Origin of the sequence: Croceibacter sp. (genome assembly GCF_002716225.1) — a bacterium.
Taxonomy (GTDB): Bacteria; Bacteroidota; Bacteroidia; order Flavobacteriales; family Flavobacteriaceae; genus Croceibacter; species Croceibacter atlanticus.
In genome coordinates this window covers 204,007-222,203 of sequence record NZ_PAZX01000010.1, presented here as the reverse complement: position 1 = coordinate 222,203, position 18,197 = coordinate 204,007, and the positions used below count along the sequence as shown (strand labels likewise).

The window sequence follows — 18,197 nt, the reverse complement described above, 5'->3', positions numbered from 1 at the left end:
GTATACATGAGTAAGACATCTATTTCCCAAGCCTTTTCTCGGTCTCCTCAACTTAGGAAACTGCAGGACACTATTGCCCAATCTCAAGAAAATTATCATAAAACAACCCTTACTGGACTTGTTGGATCTGCTGTATCTTTTGCTATTGCAGAAGCTTTTAAGCAAGCAGATAAACCATTCTTGGCCATATTTAACGATAAGGAAGAAGCAGCTTATTATTTAAATGATTTTGAGCAACTTATAAAAGATGATGAGGTGCTGTTTTATCCCGGAAGCTACAGAAGACCTTACCAAATAGAAGAAACAGATAATGCCAATGTACTACTTAGGGCTGAGGTTTTAAACAGACTTAATTCCAGAAGAAAACCAGCCTTAATCGTTACCTATCCAGATGCACTTTTTGAAAAGGTGGTGACCAAAAAGGAGTTGGAGAAAAACACGCTAAAACTTAGTGTTGGAGAACAGGTTTCTATTGATTTTGTGAATGAAGTATTGTTTGAGTACAAGTTTCATCGTGTAGATTTTGTTACTGAACCAGGCGAATTTTCTTTACGTGGTGGTATTTTAGATGTATTTAGCTTTAGTCACGATGAGCCTTTTAGAATTGAATTTTTTGGGGATGAGGTAGATAGTATAAGAACTTTTGATGTAGAGACACAGTTGTCTTTAGAGCAAACCAAAAAAATTTCGATAATACCTAATGTCGAAAATAAGTTGCTTCAAGAATCCAGAGAAAGCTTCTTGAAATATATTCATCATAAAACTATCATCTTCAGTAAAAATACAGAGCTTGTATTTGGAAGAATAGATTCAAACTTTGATAAGGCTGTACAAGCTTTTAAAACATTAAATGCAGAAACTAAACACAGTGAACCAGAAGAGTTATTTGCTACAGGAGCACTGTTAAAAGAGCAACTTAAAGGATTTACGCATTTTGAAATTTTAAATAAAAGTACTGGTGCGGCAGACACCATACAATTTCATACAAGACCACAACCAAGCTTTAATAAGCAATTTAATTTGCTTATTGAAAATTTAAATGAAAACCATGAAGATGGTTATCACAACTATATAGCTTGCGTGAGTGAACAGCAAGCCAAGCGTTTTCATGATATTTTTGATGATGCAGAGCTTAACGTAAAGCAATATGAAACAGTAACAGTTTCTTTATACCAAGGTTTTATAGATGATGAAAGTAATAGCGTTTGCTATACAGATCATCAAATTTTTGAGCGTTATCATAAATTTAATTTAAAGAATGGCTATGCTAAAAAACAAGCCATTACTTTAAAAGAGCTAACCAACCTTACTGTGGGAGATTATGTTACACATATAGATCACGGTATTGGAAAATTTGGTGGTCTACAGAAAATTTATGTTGAGGGTAAGAAGCAAGAAGCTATTAAGTTAATTTATGGAGATAGAGATATTCTTTACCTAAGCATACATTCACTACACAAAATAACCAAGTATAATGGCAAAGATGGGCAAGCACCTAAAGTTTATAAATTAGGTAGCCAAGCTTGGAAAAAACTGAAACAAAAAACCAAGTCTAAGGTTAAGGAAATAGCTTTTAACCTTATAAAATTATATGCAAAACGACGCCTAGAAAAAGGGTTTGCATTTGGTCCAGATACCACAATGCAACTTGAGTTAGAATCTTCTTTTATATATGAAGACACACCGGATCAAAGTAGTGCTACAGAAGATGTAAAAAAAGATATGGAAAACGAGCGGCCAATGGATCGCTTAGTTTGTGGTGATGTAGGTTTTGGTAAAACCGAAATTGCCATAAGAGCAGCATTTAAGGCTGTAGATAATGGTAAGCAAGTAGCAGTTTTAGTACCAACTACAATCTTGGCGTTTCAGCATCATAAAACATTTAGTGAACGTTTAAAAGATTTTCCTGTCACNGTGGAATATTTAAATAGGTTTAGAAGCGCTAAAGAANGACGAGAAACCATAGCAGATTTAGAGGCAGGTAAGGTAGATATCATTATAGGAACTCACCAATTAGTAAATAAGACTGTAAAGTTTAAAGATTTAGGGCTGTTAATTGTAGATGAAGAACAAAAATTTGGTGTGGCTGTAAAAGACAAGCTAAAAACCATAAAAGAAAATGTAGACACACTTACCTTAACAGCAACACCAATACCTAGAACGCTTCAGTTTAGTTTAATGGCTGCAAGAGATTTAAGTACCATNACAACGCCACCACCAAACAGATATCCTGTTGAGACTAATGTAATTAGNTTTTCAGAAGAAAGTATTCGTGATGCTGTGCAATATGAAATACAACGAGGNGGTCAAGTTTATTTTGTACANAACCGTATAGAAAACATTAAGGAAGTTGCTGGTATGATACAACGTGTAGTGCCAGATGCAAAAATTGGAATTGGTCACGGNCAAATGGAAGGAAAAAAACTGGAGCAACTTATGCTAAGTTTTATGAATGGAGATTTTGATGTTTTAGTGTCTACTACAATTATTGAAAGTGGTTTAGATGTACCAAATGCCAATACCATATTTATAAACAATGCCAATAACTTTGGTCTTTCAGACCTTCACCAAATGCGTGGCCGTGTTGGTCGTAGTAATAAAAAGGCATTCTGTTATTTTATTACACCACCATATTCTGCAATGACAGATGATGCCAGAAAACGTATTACAGCATTGGAGCAATTCTCAGATTTAGGAAGCGGTTTTAATATTGCCATGAAAGATTTAGAAATTCGTGGAGCAGGAGACTTACTTGGAGGTGAGCAAAGCGGATTTATAAATGAAATTGGTTTCGATACCTATCAGAAAATTTTAAATGAAGCTATNGAAGAGCTTAAGGAAACAGAATTTAAAGATCTTTANGACACTAAAGAAGAAGATAGAGTTTTCTTAAAAGACACCACTATAGATACAGATATTAGCCTTTTATTTCCAGATGATTATATAAATAATATTTCTGAACGCTTAAACCTTTATACAGAGCTAAACTCTATTTCTGAAGAGAAGGAACTTGAGGCATACGAAAAACGCCTGTTAGATCGTTTTGGAGAGTTGCCACAACAAGCAGAAGATTTATTAAACTCTGTAAGGGTAAAATGGATAGCTACGCAAGTGGGTATTGAAAAGCTAATACTTAAGCAAGGTAAAATGATTGGCTACTTTATAAACGATCAACAAAGTCCTTTTTACCAAAGTAATACCTTTACTAAGGTTTTACAATATGTGCAAACACATCCTCGTCAAGTAGTGATGAAAGAAAAGAAAACAAGAAACGGCTTAAGGCTTTTAGTTACTTTTGATAAAGTAAAGACAATTGATAAGGCTTTAGAGGTTTTAAAACCTTTAGATTTTAAGTCTCAAAAAGCACAACAAGAACAAGTGTCTTAAAACAGAATTTTAGTTGTAATGCATCATCTTNTAACAAGGTTTGAACGAGCTCATAAAAAAGCCAGGCATAATATATGGATTGGNTGGTTTGCTATTTTCTGTAGGATTGTACTTGCTATTGGTTTTATTCCTGCGGGTTTTACAAAGATTATTGGAGANCGTTTCACAGCGCTTCCAGATATGCATCCTATGGGAAGCTATTTAACNGCGTTATTNCATACAGGATATTACTATACAGCAATTGGTGTTGCTCAAGTACTTGCTGGCGTNNTATTGCTTATTCCCAGAACAGCAACATTAGGAGCACTTTTGTATTTCCCTGTTATTTTAAATATTGCGCTACTATCTTTCTCTGTAAGGTTTGATGGTTCTTTNTTGTCATCACCATTAATGCTCTTGGCCAATATATTTTTACTTTGTTGGGATTACCATAAGCTTAAATTTATCTTTCCGTGGTATCATAAAACATCAACNGAAAACTTAATAGTTGCTNATGAAAAAACAAAGNACTTTCCTTGGAGGTTTGTTGTAGGTTCTTTTATNGTGTTTGTGGTAATTGTAGGGTCTATTGTTGTAATAAACAAAACACTACTTATGCCTAGAAATTCAATTTCAGACTGCCAACAAGATTGTANGNATNCCACTAATCCNGAGGCTTGTCTTGTGTTTTGTGATTGTGTTCATAACAATGGCTCGCCATTAAATGAATGCTTAGAGTGTTATGAGAAAAGTTTATAAAANTATAGGTATTGAANTTCTCTAGAAAANCTCAATGGATTATTGTAATCATAGCTACCATTATTACTATCGTAGGTTTGGTAACAGGTTGGTATATGTTTTTCTTAGTGTTTTTGCCATTAGGATTTCTGTTNGGTAAAAAGGAAGACGATAACCACTAAACCCTTTGGATAGTTTTATATTTGCGTTTTCAAACCAGCCTTAAACTTAATACATAATAGGATTTTTTAAATCTCTTTAACTATTGTATTATACTCATTGAGCAAATTAGAATACTAAATNCCTAATAATATTTACAATGNTAGACTTTATAATAATTGGTGCAGCACAAGCAGGACTTTCCATGGCTTATTATTTAAAGCAACAGGGCAAATCGTATTTAGTTTTAGACAAAGAAGNTGAANTTGGTGCNAGTTGGTTAAATCGTTGGGATTCATTAACCTTATTTACACCAACAGAATTTAACCATTTAGCAGGTATGCCATTTCCTGCTAAAAAAGGNTATTACCCTAACAAATATGAGGTAGCAAGTTACTTTAAAGCTTATGTAAATGAATTTAGCATACCNGTACAATTAAATTGTTTGGTAGAGAAAATTGAAAAAAGAGACGGCAAATTTATTCTTACATCTAATAATGGANTATATGAAGCAAAACAGGTTGTAGTAGCAACAGGTCCTTTTCATATCCCATACACGCCGCCTTGTTCTAAATTAATGTCTAAAGACATATTTCAAATACANAGTAATTNTTACAAAAACCCTAAACAATTACAAGAAGGACCAGCAATGGTNGTTGGTGCTGGAGATAGCGGATTTCAAATTNTAGATGAAATATCCGATAATGGNAGGAAAACTTATTTTTCTGGAGATACAGACGTAAAAACACTACCTCAAGAAATCTTAGGTAAGACATTATGGTGGTGGTTTACCATTACAGGGTTTTTAAGTTTTAGTAAAAACTCTTGGATTGGTAANAAAATAAATCACTCTAAGCAACCAGTAATTGGTACAGATGTAAAAGAGATTTTAGCAAGACCACAAGTTACCGCTGTAGGTAGAACTAATGATGCTCATGATTATATAATTGAAACAGAAAAGAAACAGTTAACCGATGTAAGAAATGTGATATGGGCAACTGGCTATCGTCCAAATTTTAGTTGGATAGAAGGTTTAGAGCTAGATCATGAAGGTTACCCTAAGCACAAACGTGGTGTAAGTACTATTGAAGGNTTGTATTTTATAGGATTACCTTGGTTGCACACAAGAGGATCTGCAACTCTAGGTGGCATCAAAAAAGATGCAGAATATTTGTCNAAACAAATAAAATAAGAGTTACAGANTCTTTTAGNTTAAAACAGTATAAGACTACTGTTGTTCTCCATTCTGATAAAAAAAGCGCTCTTCTGTAATTTTACCATCTTTTACCTTATAAACACCTAGTTCACTCATTTTAGAACGTTGTCCACTAGGTTTGTGAGTTGTNTCCATATCAAAGCGTGTTGTAAAGTATCCATCTGCTACAGTTGGTTCACTGGCTTTGCTACTATGAACTTCAAAATTTTCGTACCACCANTCACCTTTTTTCTGTATTTCTTGCATGCCTTCGCATTTTGCCATAGCATCATTTGGGTCTGCTTCCATTTCCCAACTTACGGCATCTGGGCTGTAAAGCTCTTGATAGCATTTTGCTTCATTNCCTTCATTGCACCATTTAACTAATTGGTCTGCTACTTCTTGGGTTGTCATAATCTTTTGGTATTAAGGTTAATGACACTAAGATACACTATTTATTTAATGCTGAATATTATTAGATTGTAACCTTTTTTTAGGTTTTCTAGAGCTTATATAAACACCTGTAAAGATTAAAGCAGCAGCAAATATGCGAAGCGTTGTTAAGATGTCCGAACCTACTAAAACAGCAATTAATGTTGCAAGTAGTGGTTGNAAATACATAAAAGCACCTATAGTAGATGGGCTTAGTATTTTTAANGCATAAATATTAAATAGATAAGTTAAAAANGTAGTGCCAATTATTACAAAAAGCATTNTCCAAATAGAGCNTAAGCTTAACGCTGTCCATTCCACTTGGGTAAATTCAGAAAGGCCAATAGGTAAATTTATAATTACAGCAAATAAGAAAAACCACTTCATAAGAGTAACAGGCCTGTACTTATTAGCAATGGGCTTCACTAAGATGAGNTAAACAGAATAAGAAGAGGCATTTAATACAAACAACAAATTACCTAAAGGAATATTAGGGGCATTAGGTTGCTCTTTCATTCCGAATAAAATTAGAAGCAANGCGCCTGCAAGTCCCAACCCAATACCTATAGATTTTAGTAGGGTAACACGTTCCTTTAAAAAAATAGCAGAAAGCACTAAAAGCAAAACAGGAGATAATGTTATAACTACAGAGCTATTAATAGGAGTAGATAGGCTTAATCCCTTAAAAAAGGACAGCATATTAATTGCCATGCCAAACAGAGCACAGGCTACAAAACGTAACCAATCTTTACGATCTATCTTTTCTCGAGGTAAAAACAAACTAGCAACCCAAAATAATAATGCAGCACCAGACACTCTTAAAAGNATAAAACCAAAGGGTTGTATAACAGTTGGCATTAAATCTTTGGCAATAGTGTGGTTTGCACCATAAATAGCACTTGCTGCAAAAGCTGCCAGCAATGCAAGAATACGGTTGTTCATAGGTTGGCTGGTATTGTGCTTTAGTCTTTAAGGAAAATGTAAGACTAAGCTATTCAAAAAAAATTATAAACTTTCTTTAGCTGCTTCAATAACTTTCTTACTGTTACCAATAAAAATTTGATCGTTATTAATAATCACAGGCCGTTTTAAAAAGGTATAGTGTTCAAGAATAAGATCTCTAAAATCATCTTCTATAAGATCTTCATCTTTAAGATTACGTTGTTTATAAAGTTGTGCTCTTTTACTAAAAAGCGCTTCATAACTTCCGGCAAGATTTTGCATTTCCTCTACATCTTGCTCGCTTAAACCCTGTGTTTTTATATCCTGTTTNATAAANGAAGAAGGAAGGTTTAATTCTTTCATTATACGCTTACAGGTGTCACACGTAGATAGATAATATATTTTTTTCATAACGTGGTTATTTTTATGATTTTACAAAGGTATCTTTTCCCAATTTGAAATGGTATTTTTGATATGTTAGAATTTTTATAATAATACCTATGAACGCTATTTTAGATCTTACATACCGCAATAGAAAAGCCATGTTGAAAATCATAGAACCACTTTCTGTAGCACAACTTAATTATATTCCAGAAGCATTCAATAACAACATTATTTGGAATTTAGCTCACGTAATTTCTGTGCAGCAAGGTCTGGTTTATGGATTGTCTAACCTCAACTTTAAAATTGAAAAAGACTTTGTAAAAGCATATACAAAAGGCACAAAGCCAATGGGAGATGTTTCTGAAAAGGATGTNTCAATTATAAAAGAGCAACTATTATACACTATAGAACAAACAGAATTAGATATAAGTGCAGGCCGTTTTCAAACTTATAATGANTATCCGGTAATGTTAGGAAACACGCTAACCAATGTTACAGACGCCTTACAGTTTAATAATTATCACGAAGGTTTACATNTAGGAGTAATTATGTCTTTAAAAAAGTTTGTGTAAAGATTAATCTAAGTGTTTACGCAAACAGTTAAAAACAATACAATGAAATTTAATACAAAAGCAATTCACGGAGGACAACACGATATAGACCCAGCATTCGGGTCTGTAATGACGCCTATTTACCAGACTTCTACTTATAAGCAGACTACACCTGGCGGTCATAAAGGGTATGAGTATTCTAGAAGCGCCAATCCAACACGATCCTCTTTAGAGCAAAGTTTAGCAAGTTTAGAAAACGGAAAGTATGGATTAGCTTTCGGCTCTGGCTTGGCTGCGGTCGATGCTGTATTAAAGTTNCTTGAGCCTGGCGATGAGGTTGTAACTACAAATAATCTNTATGGNGGTTCTTACCGTTTGTTTACATCGATATTCCAGAAGTTTGGTATAAAGTTTCATTTTGTNGATATGGAAAATGCTCAAGATATTGTTGAGCATATTAATGACCACACTAAAATGATTTGGATAGAAACGCCAACAAACCCTATGATGAATATTATAGACATAAAANCAGTTTCTCAAATCTCGTCTAAACATAAACTTNTTCTAGCTGTGGACAATACGTTTGCGACACCTTACCTTCAANNACCATTAGATTTAGGNGCAGATATAGTAATGCATTCTGTTACTAAATNCATTGGTGGTCATAGTGATTTGGTAATGGGAGCTNTAATTGTAAATGATAAGGCACTAGCAGATAAACTTTACTTTATACAAAACTCTAGTGGTGCAATATGTGGTCCGCAAGATGCATTTTTAGCTTTACGAGGCATTAAAACTTTACACGTAAGAATGCAAAGACATTGTGAGAATGGAAAAGCTGTAGCTCATTTTCTAAAAAGTCACCCAAAGGTTGAAAAGGTATATTGGCCAGGATTTCAAGAGCATCCTAACCATATAATTGCTAAAGCACAAATGAAAGATTTTGGAGGCATGGTATCTTTTTCAACTAAAGAAGGATCTTGGGAGTCTGCAATTCAGATTTTAGAAAACTTAAAAGTATTTACATTAGCAGAATCTCTTGGTGGAGTAGAAAGTCTTGCAGGACATCCGGCAAGTATGACACACGCAAGTGTCCCTAAAGAAGACCGTTTAAATATGGGTATTGTAGATTCTCTTATACGATTAAGTGTAGGTATAGAAGACGAATCAGATTTACTAGCAGATCTTAAGCAAGCATTAGGATAAAAAATTAAATTAATAAGATGTTATTTAAATTAATTAAATATGCTTATTCGAGATAATAAATGTATCCAAAACGAATCCAAAAAATCCAGTCATTAGCTCTGTTATCTGGGTTTCCTGGTTGTTGTGGAGAAAAACCTTCAACCCAATCTGAGCCATAATAATGCCATCGTCCTTCAAAAATAAGATCGCTTAAAGGTCCAAGTTTATAACGTGCTCCAAGACCACCAACTATAGCATAAGTAGAGCTGTCTTCTGGAACAATACTAGCTTCTCTGCCTACAGTAGGGTCTGGTAAAAAAGAATTAAATGTTGTGCTTGGTGAGCCTAAAGGACCTAAATCTGAATATACTTCTGGTGTGTAGTAAACATAATGTACACCAGCACTTATAAAGGGTGCTAGCCTATAACCGTTTGCTTGAAAAGACCTAATGCTTAGTGGCCAATATTCTAAACTTGATCCTATTTCAAAAACTTTTGCTTTACCGTGCTGAGCTCTTAATTTAGCACCTTGAAATGTGTTGCTTTCTGCATCATCACCAAAAAAATCTAGGTTAGTAGCGTGGTAATCTGCTTCAGTTCTAAGTTTAAAGTGGTCATTAAAATACTTGTCTCTTGTATAGCAATTGCAATCTGCGCGATATGCAAAATTTATGTAATGTAATAAGCCAATTCCTAATCCAGAATTGTGAGTATTTGTTTGTATGTCATAACGCTGTCCAAAATCTGAGAAGAAGGCAACAGGACCAACTGCAACACCTATTTCTTGAGAAAACCCAAGTTGTGCGTTTGTGGTTTGTAATGACACTAAAAGAAGGGCCAAACCAAGTAAAATATCCTTGATTTTCATTTTAGTAGGTTTAGTTTTGAGACAAAACAAATATATAAATAGTTACTTAACAAAATAGAAAGGTGTGTGTTTTAAAAGTTAAGAATAAAAAATTCTTAAAAAATAATAGGAATATCACAAAATTAAACGCCCTTTTTTATATAACCATTATATTTGCACTTTATTTATTTCAAACGTTTTCGCAAACCGAAACAATACTTTAATTATGGAACAAGAAGTAAAAGAATTTTTAGACAGAGTTTCTCTAAGAAATGCTAATGAGCCAGAATTCATGCAAGCAGTTCATGAAGTTGCAGAAACTGTCATCCCTTTTATAAAAGAAAATAAAAAATATCAGAATAAACGTTTATTAGAGCGTATGACTGAGGCAGAACGTATTATCATGTTCCGTGTAACTTGGTTAGATGATAACGGTAAAATACAAATGAATAGAGGATTCAGAATTCAGATGAATTCTGCTATCGGTCCATATAAAGGTGGTTTACGTTTTCACCCAACAGTTAACTTAAGCGTACTTAAGTTTTTGGCTTTTGAGCAAACATTTAAAAACTCTCTTACAACATTACCAATGGGTGGTGGTAAAGGAGGTTCAGATTTTGACCCTAAAGGAAAATCTGATAATGAAGTTATGCGTTTTTGCCAAAGCTTTATGACAGAGCTACAACGTCATATTGGTGCAGATACAGATGTTCCTGCAGGAGATATTGGTGTAGGCGGAAGAGAAATAGGCTTTATGTACGGACAGTACAAAAGACTAAGAAACGAATTTACAGGTGTATTAACAGGAAAAGGCCGTGAGTATGGTGGTTCTTTAATGCGTCCTGAAGCTACAGGTTACGGTAACGTATACTTTGCGCAAAATATGCTTAAAACAAAAGGAGATTCTTTTGAAGATAAAACAGTTGTTATTTCTGGATCTGGTAACGTGGCTCAATTTGCTGCAGAAAAGGTTATTGAGTTTGGAGGAAAGGTTGTAACACTTTCAGATTCTTCAGGGTATATCTTAGATAATGATGGTATAGACCAAGAAAAACTTGAGTTTGTAATGGAGCTTAAGAATGAAAAAAGAGGTCGTATTAAAGAATATTTAGATAAATACACTAATGCAGAATACTTTGAAGGTAAGACACCTTGGTCTGTAGCTTGTGATGTTGCCTTGCCTTGTGCTACTCAAAACGAGTTAGAGGAAAGCGATGCTAAGACATTAGTTAAGAATGGATGTATGCTAGTTGGTGAAGGTGCTAATATGCCTTGTACTCCAGAAGCTGTAACTGTTTTTCAAGATGCTAAGATATTATTCTCTCCAGGAAAAGCGTCTAACGCTGGTGGTGTAGCAACATCTGGATTAGAAATGTCTCAAAACTCTATGCGTTATAGCTGGACAGCAGAAGAAGTAGACAAAAAATTACATGAGATCATGAACAACATTCATGACCAATGTGTAAAATACGGTAGCGAAGAAGGTGGCTATGTAGACTACGTGAAAGGTGCAAATATTGCAGGTTTTGTAAAAGTAGCAGATGCAATGCTAGCTCAAGGCGCTGTATAAACAAACAAATAATTTATTTAAAAGCCATTTACAGTTTTGTAGATGGCTTTTTTTTATTTTTAGACTATATTAAACTATAGTGAATAGGATTACAAAATTTGTTTTTAAAAACCCTGAACTATCTATTATTGCTTTTGCAGTTGTAGTGAGACTCATTACGTTTATTTTCTACCCCAATACAACACTATTTAATGATTCGGAAAACTATTTAGATTTAGCAAAGCGCTTGCTTGAGGCTAATCTAATAGGATACGAAGGTTACAGAACACCAGGTTATTCAATGCTTATTCTTCTAGGCTTTCAAAATTTATGCTTAGTTGTTTTAATTCAACATCTTCTAGGTATTTGCACCAGTTTATTTATGTATTGGCTTTTAAGAAGTATTGCCCTTCATAAGGGAGTAGCCATAGGTGCTGCTATTTTATATTCGTGTTTATTGCATGTTGTTTTTTTTGAAAAAGGAATTCTTACAGAAACTTTTTCAGCATTTCTGCTAACTGCGATACTTTATATCTTACAACTTCATATTATAAAGAGAAAGTTTAAACCAAGTCATTTTGGAATTCTCTCAGTGTCAATATTGTTGCTGGTAATGACAAAGCCATTTTTCATTTACATCCTGCCAATTATTATCCTCTTTTTAGGAATAGCACTTTGGAGTCAATTACAATTTAAAATCATTAAGCCTATTTTAATTATTACAATACCAACACTTTTAGCAGTAGGAAGTTGGGCGTTTTTAAATAAACAAAATACAGGATACGCAACGTTAAGTAGCTATTTTGGGTACAACCTAGCACAACAAACAGTTAACTTTATACATAAAGCACCCGATGATTATGTAACTGTAAGGGATATTTATGTAGAACAAATAGAGAAAGATAAAGAACAGTTAGGGTATACATATTATTCAATTTGGGACGCATATCAACCTATGATGAAAGCTACAGGTTATAATTTTTATGATCTTTCTAATGAGCTTGCTAATATGTCTAAGGCAACAATTATAGCCAACCCAAAGGATTATATTAAGCAAGTGTTTTTATCCTGGAAACTTTTTTGGGGAGTAAAATTATATTGGGATCAGTCTCATATCAGTAATCCTGCAGTGGTAATAGTGTATAAAAGCATTTGGTTTTTGCAAAGACCGCTTATTGTTTTTGGTAAAATTTTATTTGTAGGGCTGTTCTTATGGAGTTTTATTAAAGGTGTTTTAAGAAAACGTATATCTGTACATTTGTTATCCTTTATTTTTGCGTTGGTAATTTTAGGGTCTATATTACAGGCTGCTATCATATATTCAGATAATTACAGGTTTTCGTTTCCTTATTTACCTGCAATAATAATTGTCCTTGCAAGTTATAGTGTAAGGCTTACACAGCTTATTAGAAAAAAGAAATGAAGTTAGTTTTTAAATTGTTAGTGCTGGTTCTGCCAATGTCATTAATTGCTCAGGATTTCTCAGAGAATTGGACAGAGTTTTATTCCTACTACAACATTAAAGATGTTAGTAATGGAAACAATAAGATTTATGCAGCAGCAGAGAACGCAATACTTATTTATGATATACCAACAGATTCTGTAAGAACTGTATCTTCTGTTAACGGATTATCTGGAGAGCTTATTACTGCAATACATTATTCAGAAACATACGAATCCTTAATTATTGGTTATGAAAATGGGTTAATTGAAGTTATAAATGATAATAGTACAGAGGTTACTTCGGTAGGAGGTATTATAGAAGAAGTTTCAATTTCACCATTAGATAAACGTATTAATCATTTTATGGAGTTTGAAGATAATATCTATGTATCAACAGACTTTGGAATTGTCCTATATAATCTTCCTAACTTAGAATTTGGAGACACATATAGGATAGGAGATAATGGAGAAGAATTACAAGTAAAACAAACAACAGTTCGTGGCGAAACAATATATGCTGCAACGTTTTCAGGAGGTATAAGATATGCAGATGTCACTAGTGAAGATCTTATAGATTTTGAAGAGTGGCAAGGCATAACAACATCTAGTTTTGATGCAGTACAGGTAGTAGGAAGCCAAGTCTATGCTGCTCAAAATAACGGAAGCTTACACCGTATAGAAGGAACCAATTTAGTGTTTGAAGAATCTTTAGGAATAAGAGCTAGAGATTTGCGTGTAAATAATGAAAACGAACTAATACTAACAACCCAAAGCTTTGTAAGGGTTTATGATGAAAATTTAAACATTTTAAATGCCATAACAACGCTTCAGGATATTTCACAGAACTATGTGGCAACTACTGTGGTAAATGGCGAGTTTTTTATTGGTCATGATGAGGTTGGCTTAATTGCAACAAGCACAACGTTATCTCCAGAATTTGTAGTTATAAGTCCAGACGGACCATTATTAAACAGCATATTTAATATGGAAGCTTTAGACAATGAGCTGTGGGTTACTTTTGGTGAGCATAACATATTTTATAACCCTTACCCTAGAAGCGATAGAGGTATAAGTCATTTGGTAGAAGATGAATGGCGAAATATTCCTTATGACAGTTTAATGGGTGCTTTAGATATTATTGAAGTTACCTCAAACCCATTTAACTCCGAACAAGTCTTTTTTAGCTCTTTTGGCGATGGGCTTTTAGAAGTGAATAATGAAGTGCCAACGCAATTTTTTACAGGAAATAATTCTGCAATTTTCGATTTTATTCCTAATGGTACAGATGGGAGCCGTGTTAATGGTACGGCATTTAACTCAGAAGGTACTCTGTATTTAGCTCAAGGATTTACAGATATTGCTTTATATAAAAAGGAACAAGACAGTGATGTTATTATGCCTATTGATGATTTGATAGATAACATTCCAACCTTAGGAGATGGTTTGTTAGGTAAAATAGTAATAGATAGAAATGATAATTTATACATAGGATCACAAACACAAGGTTTAGTAGGCTACCAGCCTTCTACAGGAATAGTTACACAATTAAAAGATGATGTTGGCGGAGCTGGCTTACCAGATAATGATATTAGAGCTTTAGAGTTTGATCAAAATGGAAGACTGTGGATAGGGTCTTTAACAGGCCTGCGAGTTCTTTTTAATCCACAAAGTATCTTTACAGAAGATAATGTAACTGTAGAGCCTATTATTATTGAAGAGAATGGTGTGCCACAAGAATTGTTATTTAGTCAGTTTGTAACATCTATTGAAGTTGATGGCGCAAACAATAAATGGATAGGTACAGCACAATCTGGTGTTTTTTACTTATCACCAAATGGACAAGAAACCTTATTAAGGTTTACAAAAGAAAACTCACCATTACCATCAAATATTATTACAGATATACGTATAGATGAAGCTTCTGGTAGAGTATATATTGGTACTCCAAATGGTCTTTTGGCTTATAATGCTACAGCAACTAGCCCTCAAGATAATTTAGAAAATGTTAGAGCTTACCCTAACCCAGTAAGACCAAACTTTAATGGCGTAGTGGTTATAGATGGTCTTACAGCAAGAGCTAATGTTAAAATAACAGACATTACTGGAAATCTTGTTTATGAAGATACTTCTGTAGGTGGAAGTATTGAGTGGGATACTACAGCATTTGGAAGACATAGAGTAGCTTCTGGCGTTTATTTAATTTTAATTACTGCAGAAGATGCGCTGGAAACTAAGGTGCATAAACTTATGATTATTCGCTAATGCTCGTAACTACAAAAGCAATAGTTATAAGTGCAATAAAGTATGGAGAAGCAGACCTTATTGTAAAACTCTTCACAGAAAGTAGTGGTTTAAAATCTTATCTTCTAAGAGGAATTTTAAAAAGTAAGCGAGGTAAATTTAGGGCTTCACAATTTCAGCCATTAACATTGCTGGAAGTCGTAGCAAAACATAAAGATAAAGGAACTCTTGAAACACTAAGAGATGCTAAAATCTTAGCAACATATCAAACACTTCACACAGACTTATTAAAGTCAACTGTCATCATGTTTTTGGCAGAATTACTAAGGAATGCAATACAAGAAGAGGAAAAAAATCCAGAGTTATTTAGCTTTCTAGAAACCGCTTTTTTATGGTTTGATAAGTATAATTCATCAAACTTTCACTTGTTATTTTTAGTCAAACTAAGCTTGTTTTTAGGATTTTACCCAGAAGGAACTAACAAAAATGCATCATTTTTCAATTTGTTAGATGGTACGTTCCAAGGAGTTTCAACCAATTCATATTGTATTTCTGGAATTCATAAAGATACTTTAGAACTGTTATTAGGCATAAATTTTGATGGTTTAGAAGAACTAAAACTAAACCAAACCAACCGTTCGGGTATGTTGTCTATGTTGCTTCTTTATTATGAGCTGCATTTGCAAGGCTTCAGAAAACCGAAATCCTTAACGGTTTTAAAAGAAATTTACTCCTAATGCGTCTACTTATACTAAGCTTATGTTTACTGTGTGTATGTACTTTAAAAGCACAAGAAGTTATAGTGTTGTCTGAAGATACAGAAGACCCATTATTTAATGTGGCTGTTTTTAATCTAGATAAATCAAAAAGTAGTGTAACAGATTTTAACGGTAGTGTTAGTCTCAAATCATTTACACTAACTGAAACTATAATCTTTAAGCACCTTGCTCATAAAGTGTTTAAAACCACTAAAGCAAGTATTTTAAAAGAAGGAAATACGATTTATTTAGAAGCTTCAGAAAACGCATTAGATGAAGTTGTAATGTCTGTGTCTAAATTTTCTCAGAAAGAAAAAGAAGTCTCTCAAAAAATAGTAAGTATTAAAGCTAAGGATATTATAGCTGCAAACCCTCAAACTTCAGCAGATTTACTTGAGAGTACTGGTCAGGTCTTTGTTCAAAAGAGTCAACTTGGTGGTGGTAGTCCAATTATTAGAGGATTTTCAACAAATAGGTTGCTTATAACTGTAGATGGTGTTCGGTTTAATACGGCAATATTTAGAGGAGGAAATGTACAGAATATTATTTCTATAGACCCATTAGCTGTAGAGAACACAGAGGTTATTTTAGGACCTGGCTCTGTAGTTTATGGTAGTGACGCTGTTGGTGGTGTCATGAATTTTTATTCTAAAAAACCTAAGTTTTCTAATGATGCTAATCTAAAAACTTCTGGAAATGCATTGGTGAGATATGCTACTGCAAATGCTGAAAAAACAGGCCACGTAGATATAAATTTTGGAAAAGAAAAATGGGCGTTCTTAACTAGTGTAAGTTATAGTGATTTTGACGATTTAAAAATGGGGAGTCACGGTCCAGATGAGTATTTAAGACCAGACTATCAAACTACTCAAAACGGAGAAGACCTGGTTGTGCTTAATGATGATCCTAAAGTGCAGGTAGAGACAGGTTTTAATCAAATTTATCTTATGCAAAAAGCTAGGTTTTCTCCTAATACAAAATGGGATTTTAATTTAGGAATAAGCTATTCTGAAACCTCAGACTACCCAAGATATGATAGGTTAATACGTAAGAGTGAAGGAGAGTTTAGAGCAGCAGAGTGGTATTATGGACCTCAATCTTGGCTGTCTACAAATTTAGATATAAGGCAAACGCAATCTACATTATTTTATGATGAAGCTAATCTTACGCTAGCTTACCAAAAATTTGAAGAAAGTAGAAATGATAGAAATTTTGGTGAAAATATACGTTTTGAAACAGATGAAGTTGTAAATGCCTATTCTACCAATCTAGATTTTACAAAATCACTAGGGAAGCATAAGGTGTTTTATGGTTTAGAGTATGTTCATAATAAAGTAAGCTCCTTCGGAAAACAAACAAATATAAATACAAACGAATCTGTTGAAGATGCCTCAAGATACCCAGATGGCTCTACTTGGCAATCTGCAGCTGCTTATGCAAGCGCACAATGGTCATTGAAAGAAGACTTAACATTAACAACTGGTGCCAGATATAATCAAGTGATTGTTAACGCAACATTTAATGACCGTTTTTACGATTTCCCATTCGACAAAGCAGATATTAACACAGGTGCACTTACAGGTAGTGCGGGATTATCTTGGCAACCAACAGAATTATTTGGAACAAAATTAGGATTTTCAACCGCATTTAGGGCTCCTAATATAGACGATGTAGGGAAGGTTTTTGATAGTGAACCAGGTTCTGTAGTAGTACCAAATCCAGATTTAGATCCAGAATATGCATATAATACAGAAATAGGATTTACACTAAACTTTAATAATAATGTAAAGTTTGATATAGGTGGTTTTTATACGCTTTTAAATAATGCATTAGTTAGAAGAGATTTTACATTAAATGGAGAGTCTACCATAGATTACCAAGGAGAACCTAGCCAAGTACAAGCCATACAAAATGCAGCAAGTGGAAAAGTATATGGCTTCGAAGCAGGTACAGAAGTAAATTTCAATAAAAACCTTCAGCTTACATCTCAAATAAACATTACAGAAGGCACACAAGAATTAGATGATGGTACAGAAGCACCTTTGAGACACGCGGCTCCAGTTTTTGGAAATACACACTTTAAATTCAGTAAAAACAAAATTACTTTAGATGCATTTGCAGAATATAATGGAGAATTTAGTTTTGAAGAATTAGCACCAAGTGAGCAGGATAAACCATATTTATATGCAATTGATGAGAATGGAAATCCATATTCGCCATCTTGGTACACCTTAAATTTTACAGCTCAATACGATGTTTTAGATAACCTAAAAGCAACAGCAACTGTAGAAAATATAACAGACCAGAGATACAGAACTTACTCTTCTGGAATAGCAGCGGCAGGACGAAATCTTATACTTGCCTTAAGCTATGATTTTTAATAAAAGAATTTAAAAATCTTAACTCA

General features: G+C 33.8%; 13 protein-coding genes. 9 read left to right on the top strand and 4 right to left on the bottom strand.

Going from position 1 to position 18,197, the window contains the following annotated elements:
- Nucleotides 1-6 precede the first annotated feature (6 nt).
- Both mfd and CL818_RS08265 read left to right on the top strand, forming a co-directional pair.
- Nucleotides 7-3,387 carry a transcription-repair coupling factor gene (mfd, locus tag CL818_RS08275; RefSeq protein ID WP_286972648.1) on the top strand — a complete coding sequence of 1,127 codons (3,381 nt, stop codon included), beginning with the start codon at nt 7-9 and terminating at the stop codon, nt 3,385-3,387.
- Between the two features lie 1,036 nt (nt 3,388-4,423).
- Nucleotides 4,424-5,455 (top strand): flavin-containing monooxygenase, encoded by a 1,032-nt coding sequence (locus CL818_RS08265; protein ID WP_286972644.1) that lies wholly within the window; start codon nt 4,424-4,426, stop codon nt 5,453-5,455.
- A gap of 36 nt (nt 5,456-5,491) precedes the next feature.
- Here CL818_RS08265 and CL818_RS08260 read toward each other — a convergent pair whose 3' ends face one another.
- The 3 genes from CL818_RS08260 to CL818_RS08250 all read right to left on the bottom strand — a co-directional run bounded on the left by CL818_RS08260 (nt 5,492) and on the right by CL818_RS08250 (nt 7,243).
- Entirely contained in the window at nt 5,492-5,872 is a 381-nt protein-coding gene (locus CL818_RS08260) for a nuclear transport factor 2 family protein (protein WP_286972642.1), read from the bottom strand.
- Between the two features lie 45 nt (nt 5,873-5,917).
- Entirely contained in the window at nt 5,918-6,832 is a 915-nt protein-coding gene (locus tag CL818_RS08255) for a DMT family transporter (protein ID WP_286972640.1), read from the bottom strand.
- A 63-nt stretch (nt 6,833-6,895) separates the two neighbouring features.
- On the bottom strand, nt 6,896-7,243 hold the full coding sequence (locus tag CL818_RS08250; protein WP_286972638.1) for an arsenate reductase family protein: 348 nt from the start codon (nt 7,241-7,243) through the stop codon (nt 6,896-6,898).
- Nucleotides 7,244-7,332: 89 nt separating this feature from the next.
- Here CL818_RS08250 and CL818_RS08245 point away from each other — a divergent pair, with 89 nt between their 5' ends.
- Complete coding sequence (locus CL818_RS08245; RefSeq protein WP_286972636.1) at nt 7,333-7,788, top strand: DinB family protein; 456 nt, start codon at nt 7,333-7,335, stop codon at nt 7,786-7,788.
- A 12-nt stretch (nt 7,789-7,800) separates the two neighbouring features.
- Nucleotides 7,801-8,973 carry a cystathionine gamma-synthase gene (locus tag CL818_RS08240; RefSeq protein WP_286972634.1) on the top strand — a complete coding sequence of 391 codons (1,173 nt, stop codon included), beginning with the start codon at nt 7,801-7,803 and terminating at the stop codon, nt 8,971-8,973.
- 43 nt (nt 8,974-9,016) lie between these two features.
- Here the strand turns inward: CL818_RS08240 and CL818_RS08235 are convergent, their stop codons facing one another.
- Nucleotides 9,017-9,820, bottom strand: coding sequence for a THC0290_0291 family protein (locus tag CL818_RS08235; protein WP_272972951.1), 804 nt, complete (start codon nt 9,818-9,820; stop codon nt 9,017-9,019).
- Between the two features lie 205 nt (nt 9,821-10,025).
- Here CL818_RS08235 and gdhA point away from each other — a divergent pair, with 205 nt between their 5' ends.
- From gdhA to CL818_RS08210, 5 genes are all read left to right on the top strand, one after another.
- The gene (gene gdhA, locus CL818_RS08230) at nt 10,026-11,369 is read left to right on the top strand and encodes an NADP-specific glutamate dehydrogenase (protein WP_272972952.1); all 1,344 of its coding nucleotides are present in this window, start codon (nt 10,026-10,028) and stop codon (nt 11,367-11,369) included.
- Nucleotides 11,370-11,448: 79 nt separating this feature from the next.
- Entirely contained in the window at nt 11,449-12,771 is a 1,323-nt protein-coding gene (locus tag CL818_RS08225; RefSeq protein ID WP_272972953.1) for an ArnT family glycosyltransferase, read from the top strand.
- Entirely contained in the window at nt 12,768-15,053 is a 2,286-nt protein-coding gene (porZ, locus tag CL818_RS08220) for a type IX secretion system anionic LPS delivery protein PorZ (protein ID WP_272972954.1), read from the top strand. The genes CL818_RS08225 and porZ overlap by 4 nt, the downstream gene beginning before the upstream one ends.
- Complete coding sequence (gene recO / locus CL818_RS08215) at nt 15,053-15,769, top strand: DNA repair protein RecO (protein ID WP_272972955.1); 717 nt, start codon at nt 15,053-15,055, stop codon at nt 15,767-15,769. Before porZ ends, recO begins: the two co-directional genes overlap by 1 nt.
- Entirely contained in the window at nt 15,769-18,171 is a 2,403-nt protein-coding gene (locus tag CL818_RS08210; protein WP_272972956.1) for a TonB-dependent receptor plug domain-containing protein, read from the top strand. Before recO ends, CL818_RS08210 begins: the two co-directional genes overlap by 1 nt.
- Nucleotides 18,172-18,197 lie beyond the last annotated feature (26 nt).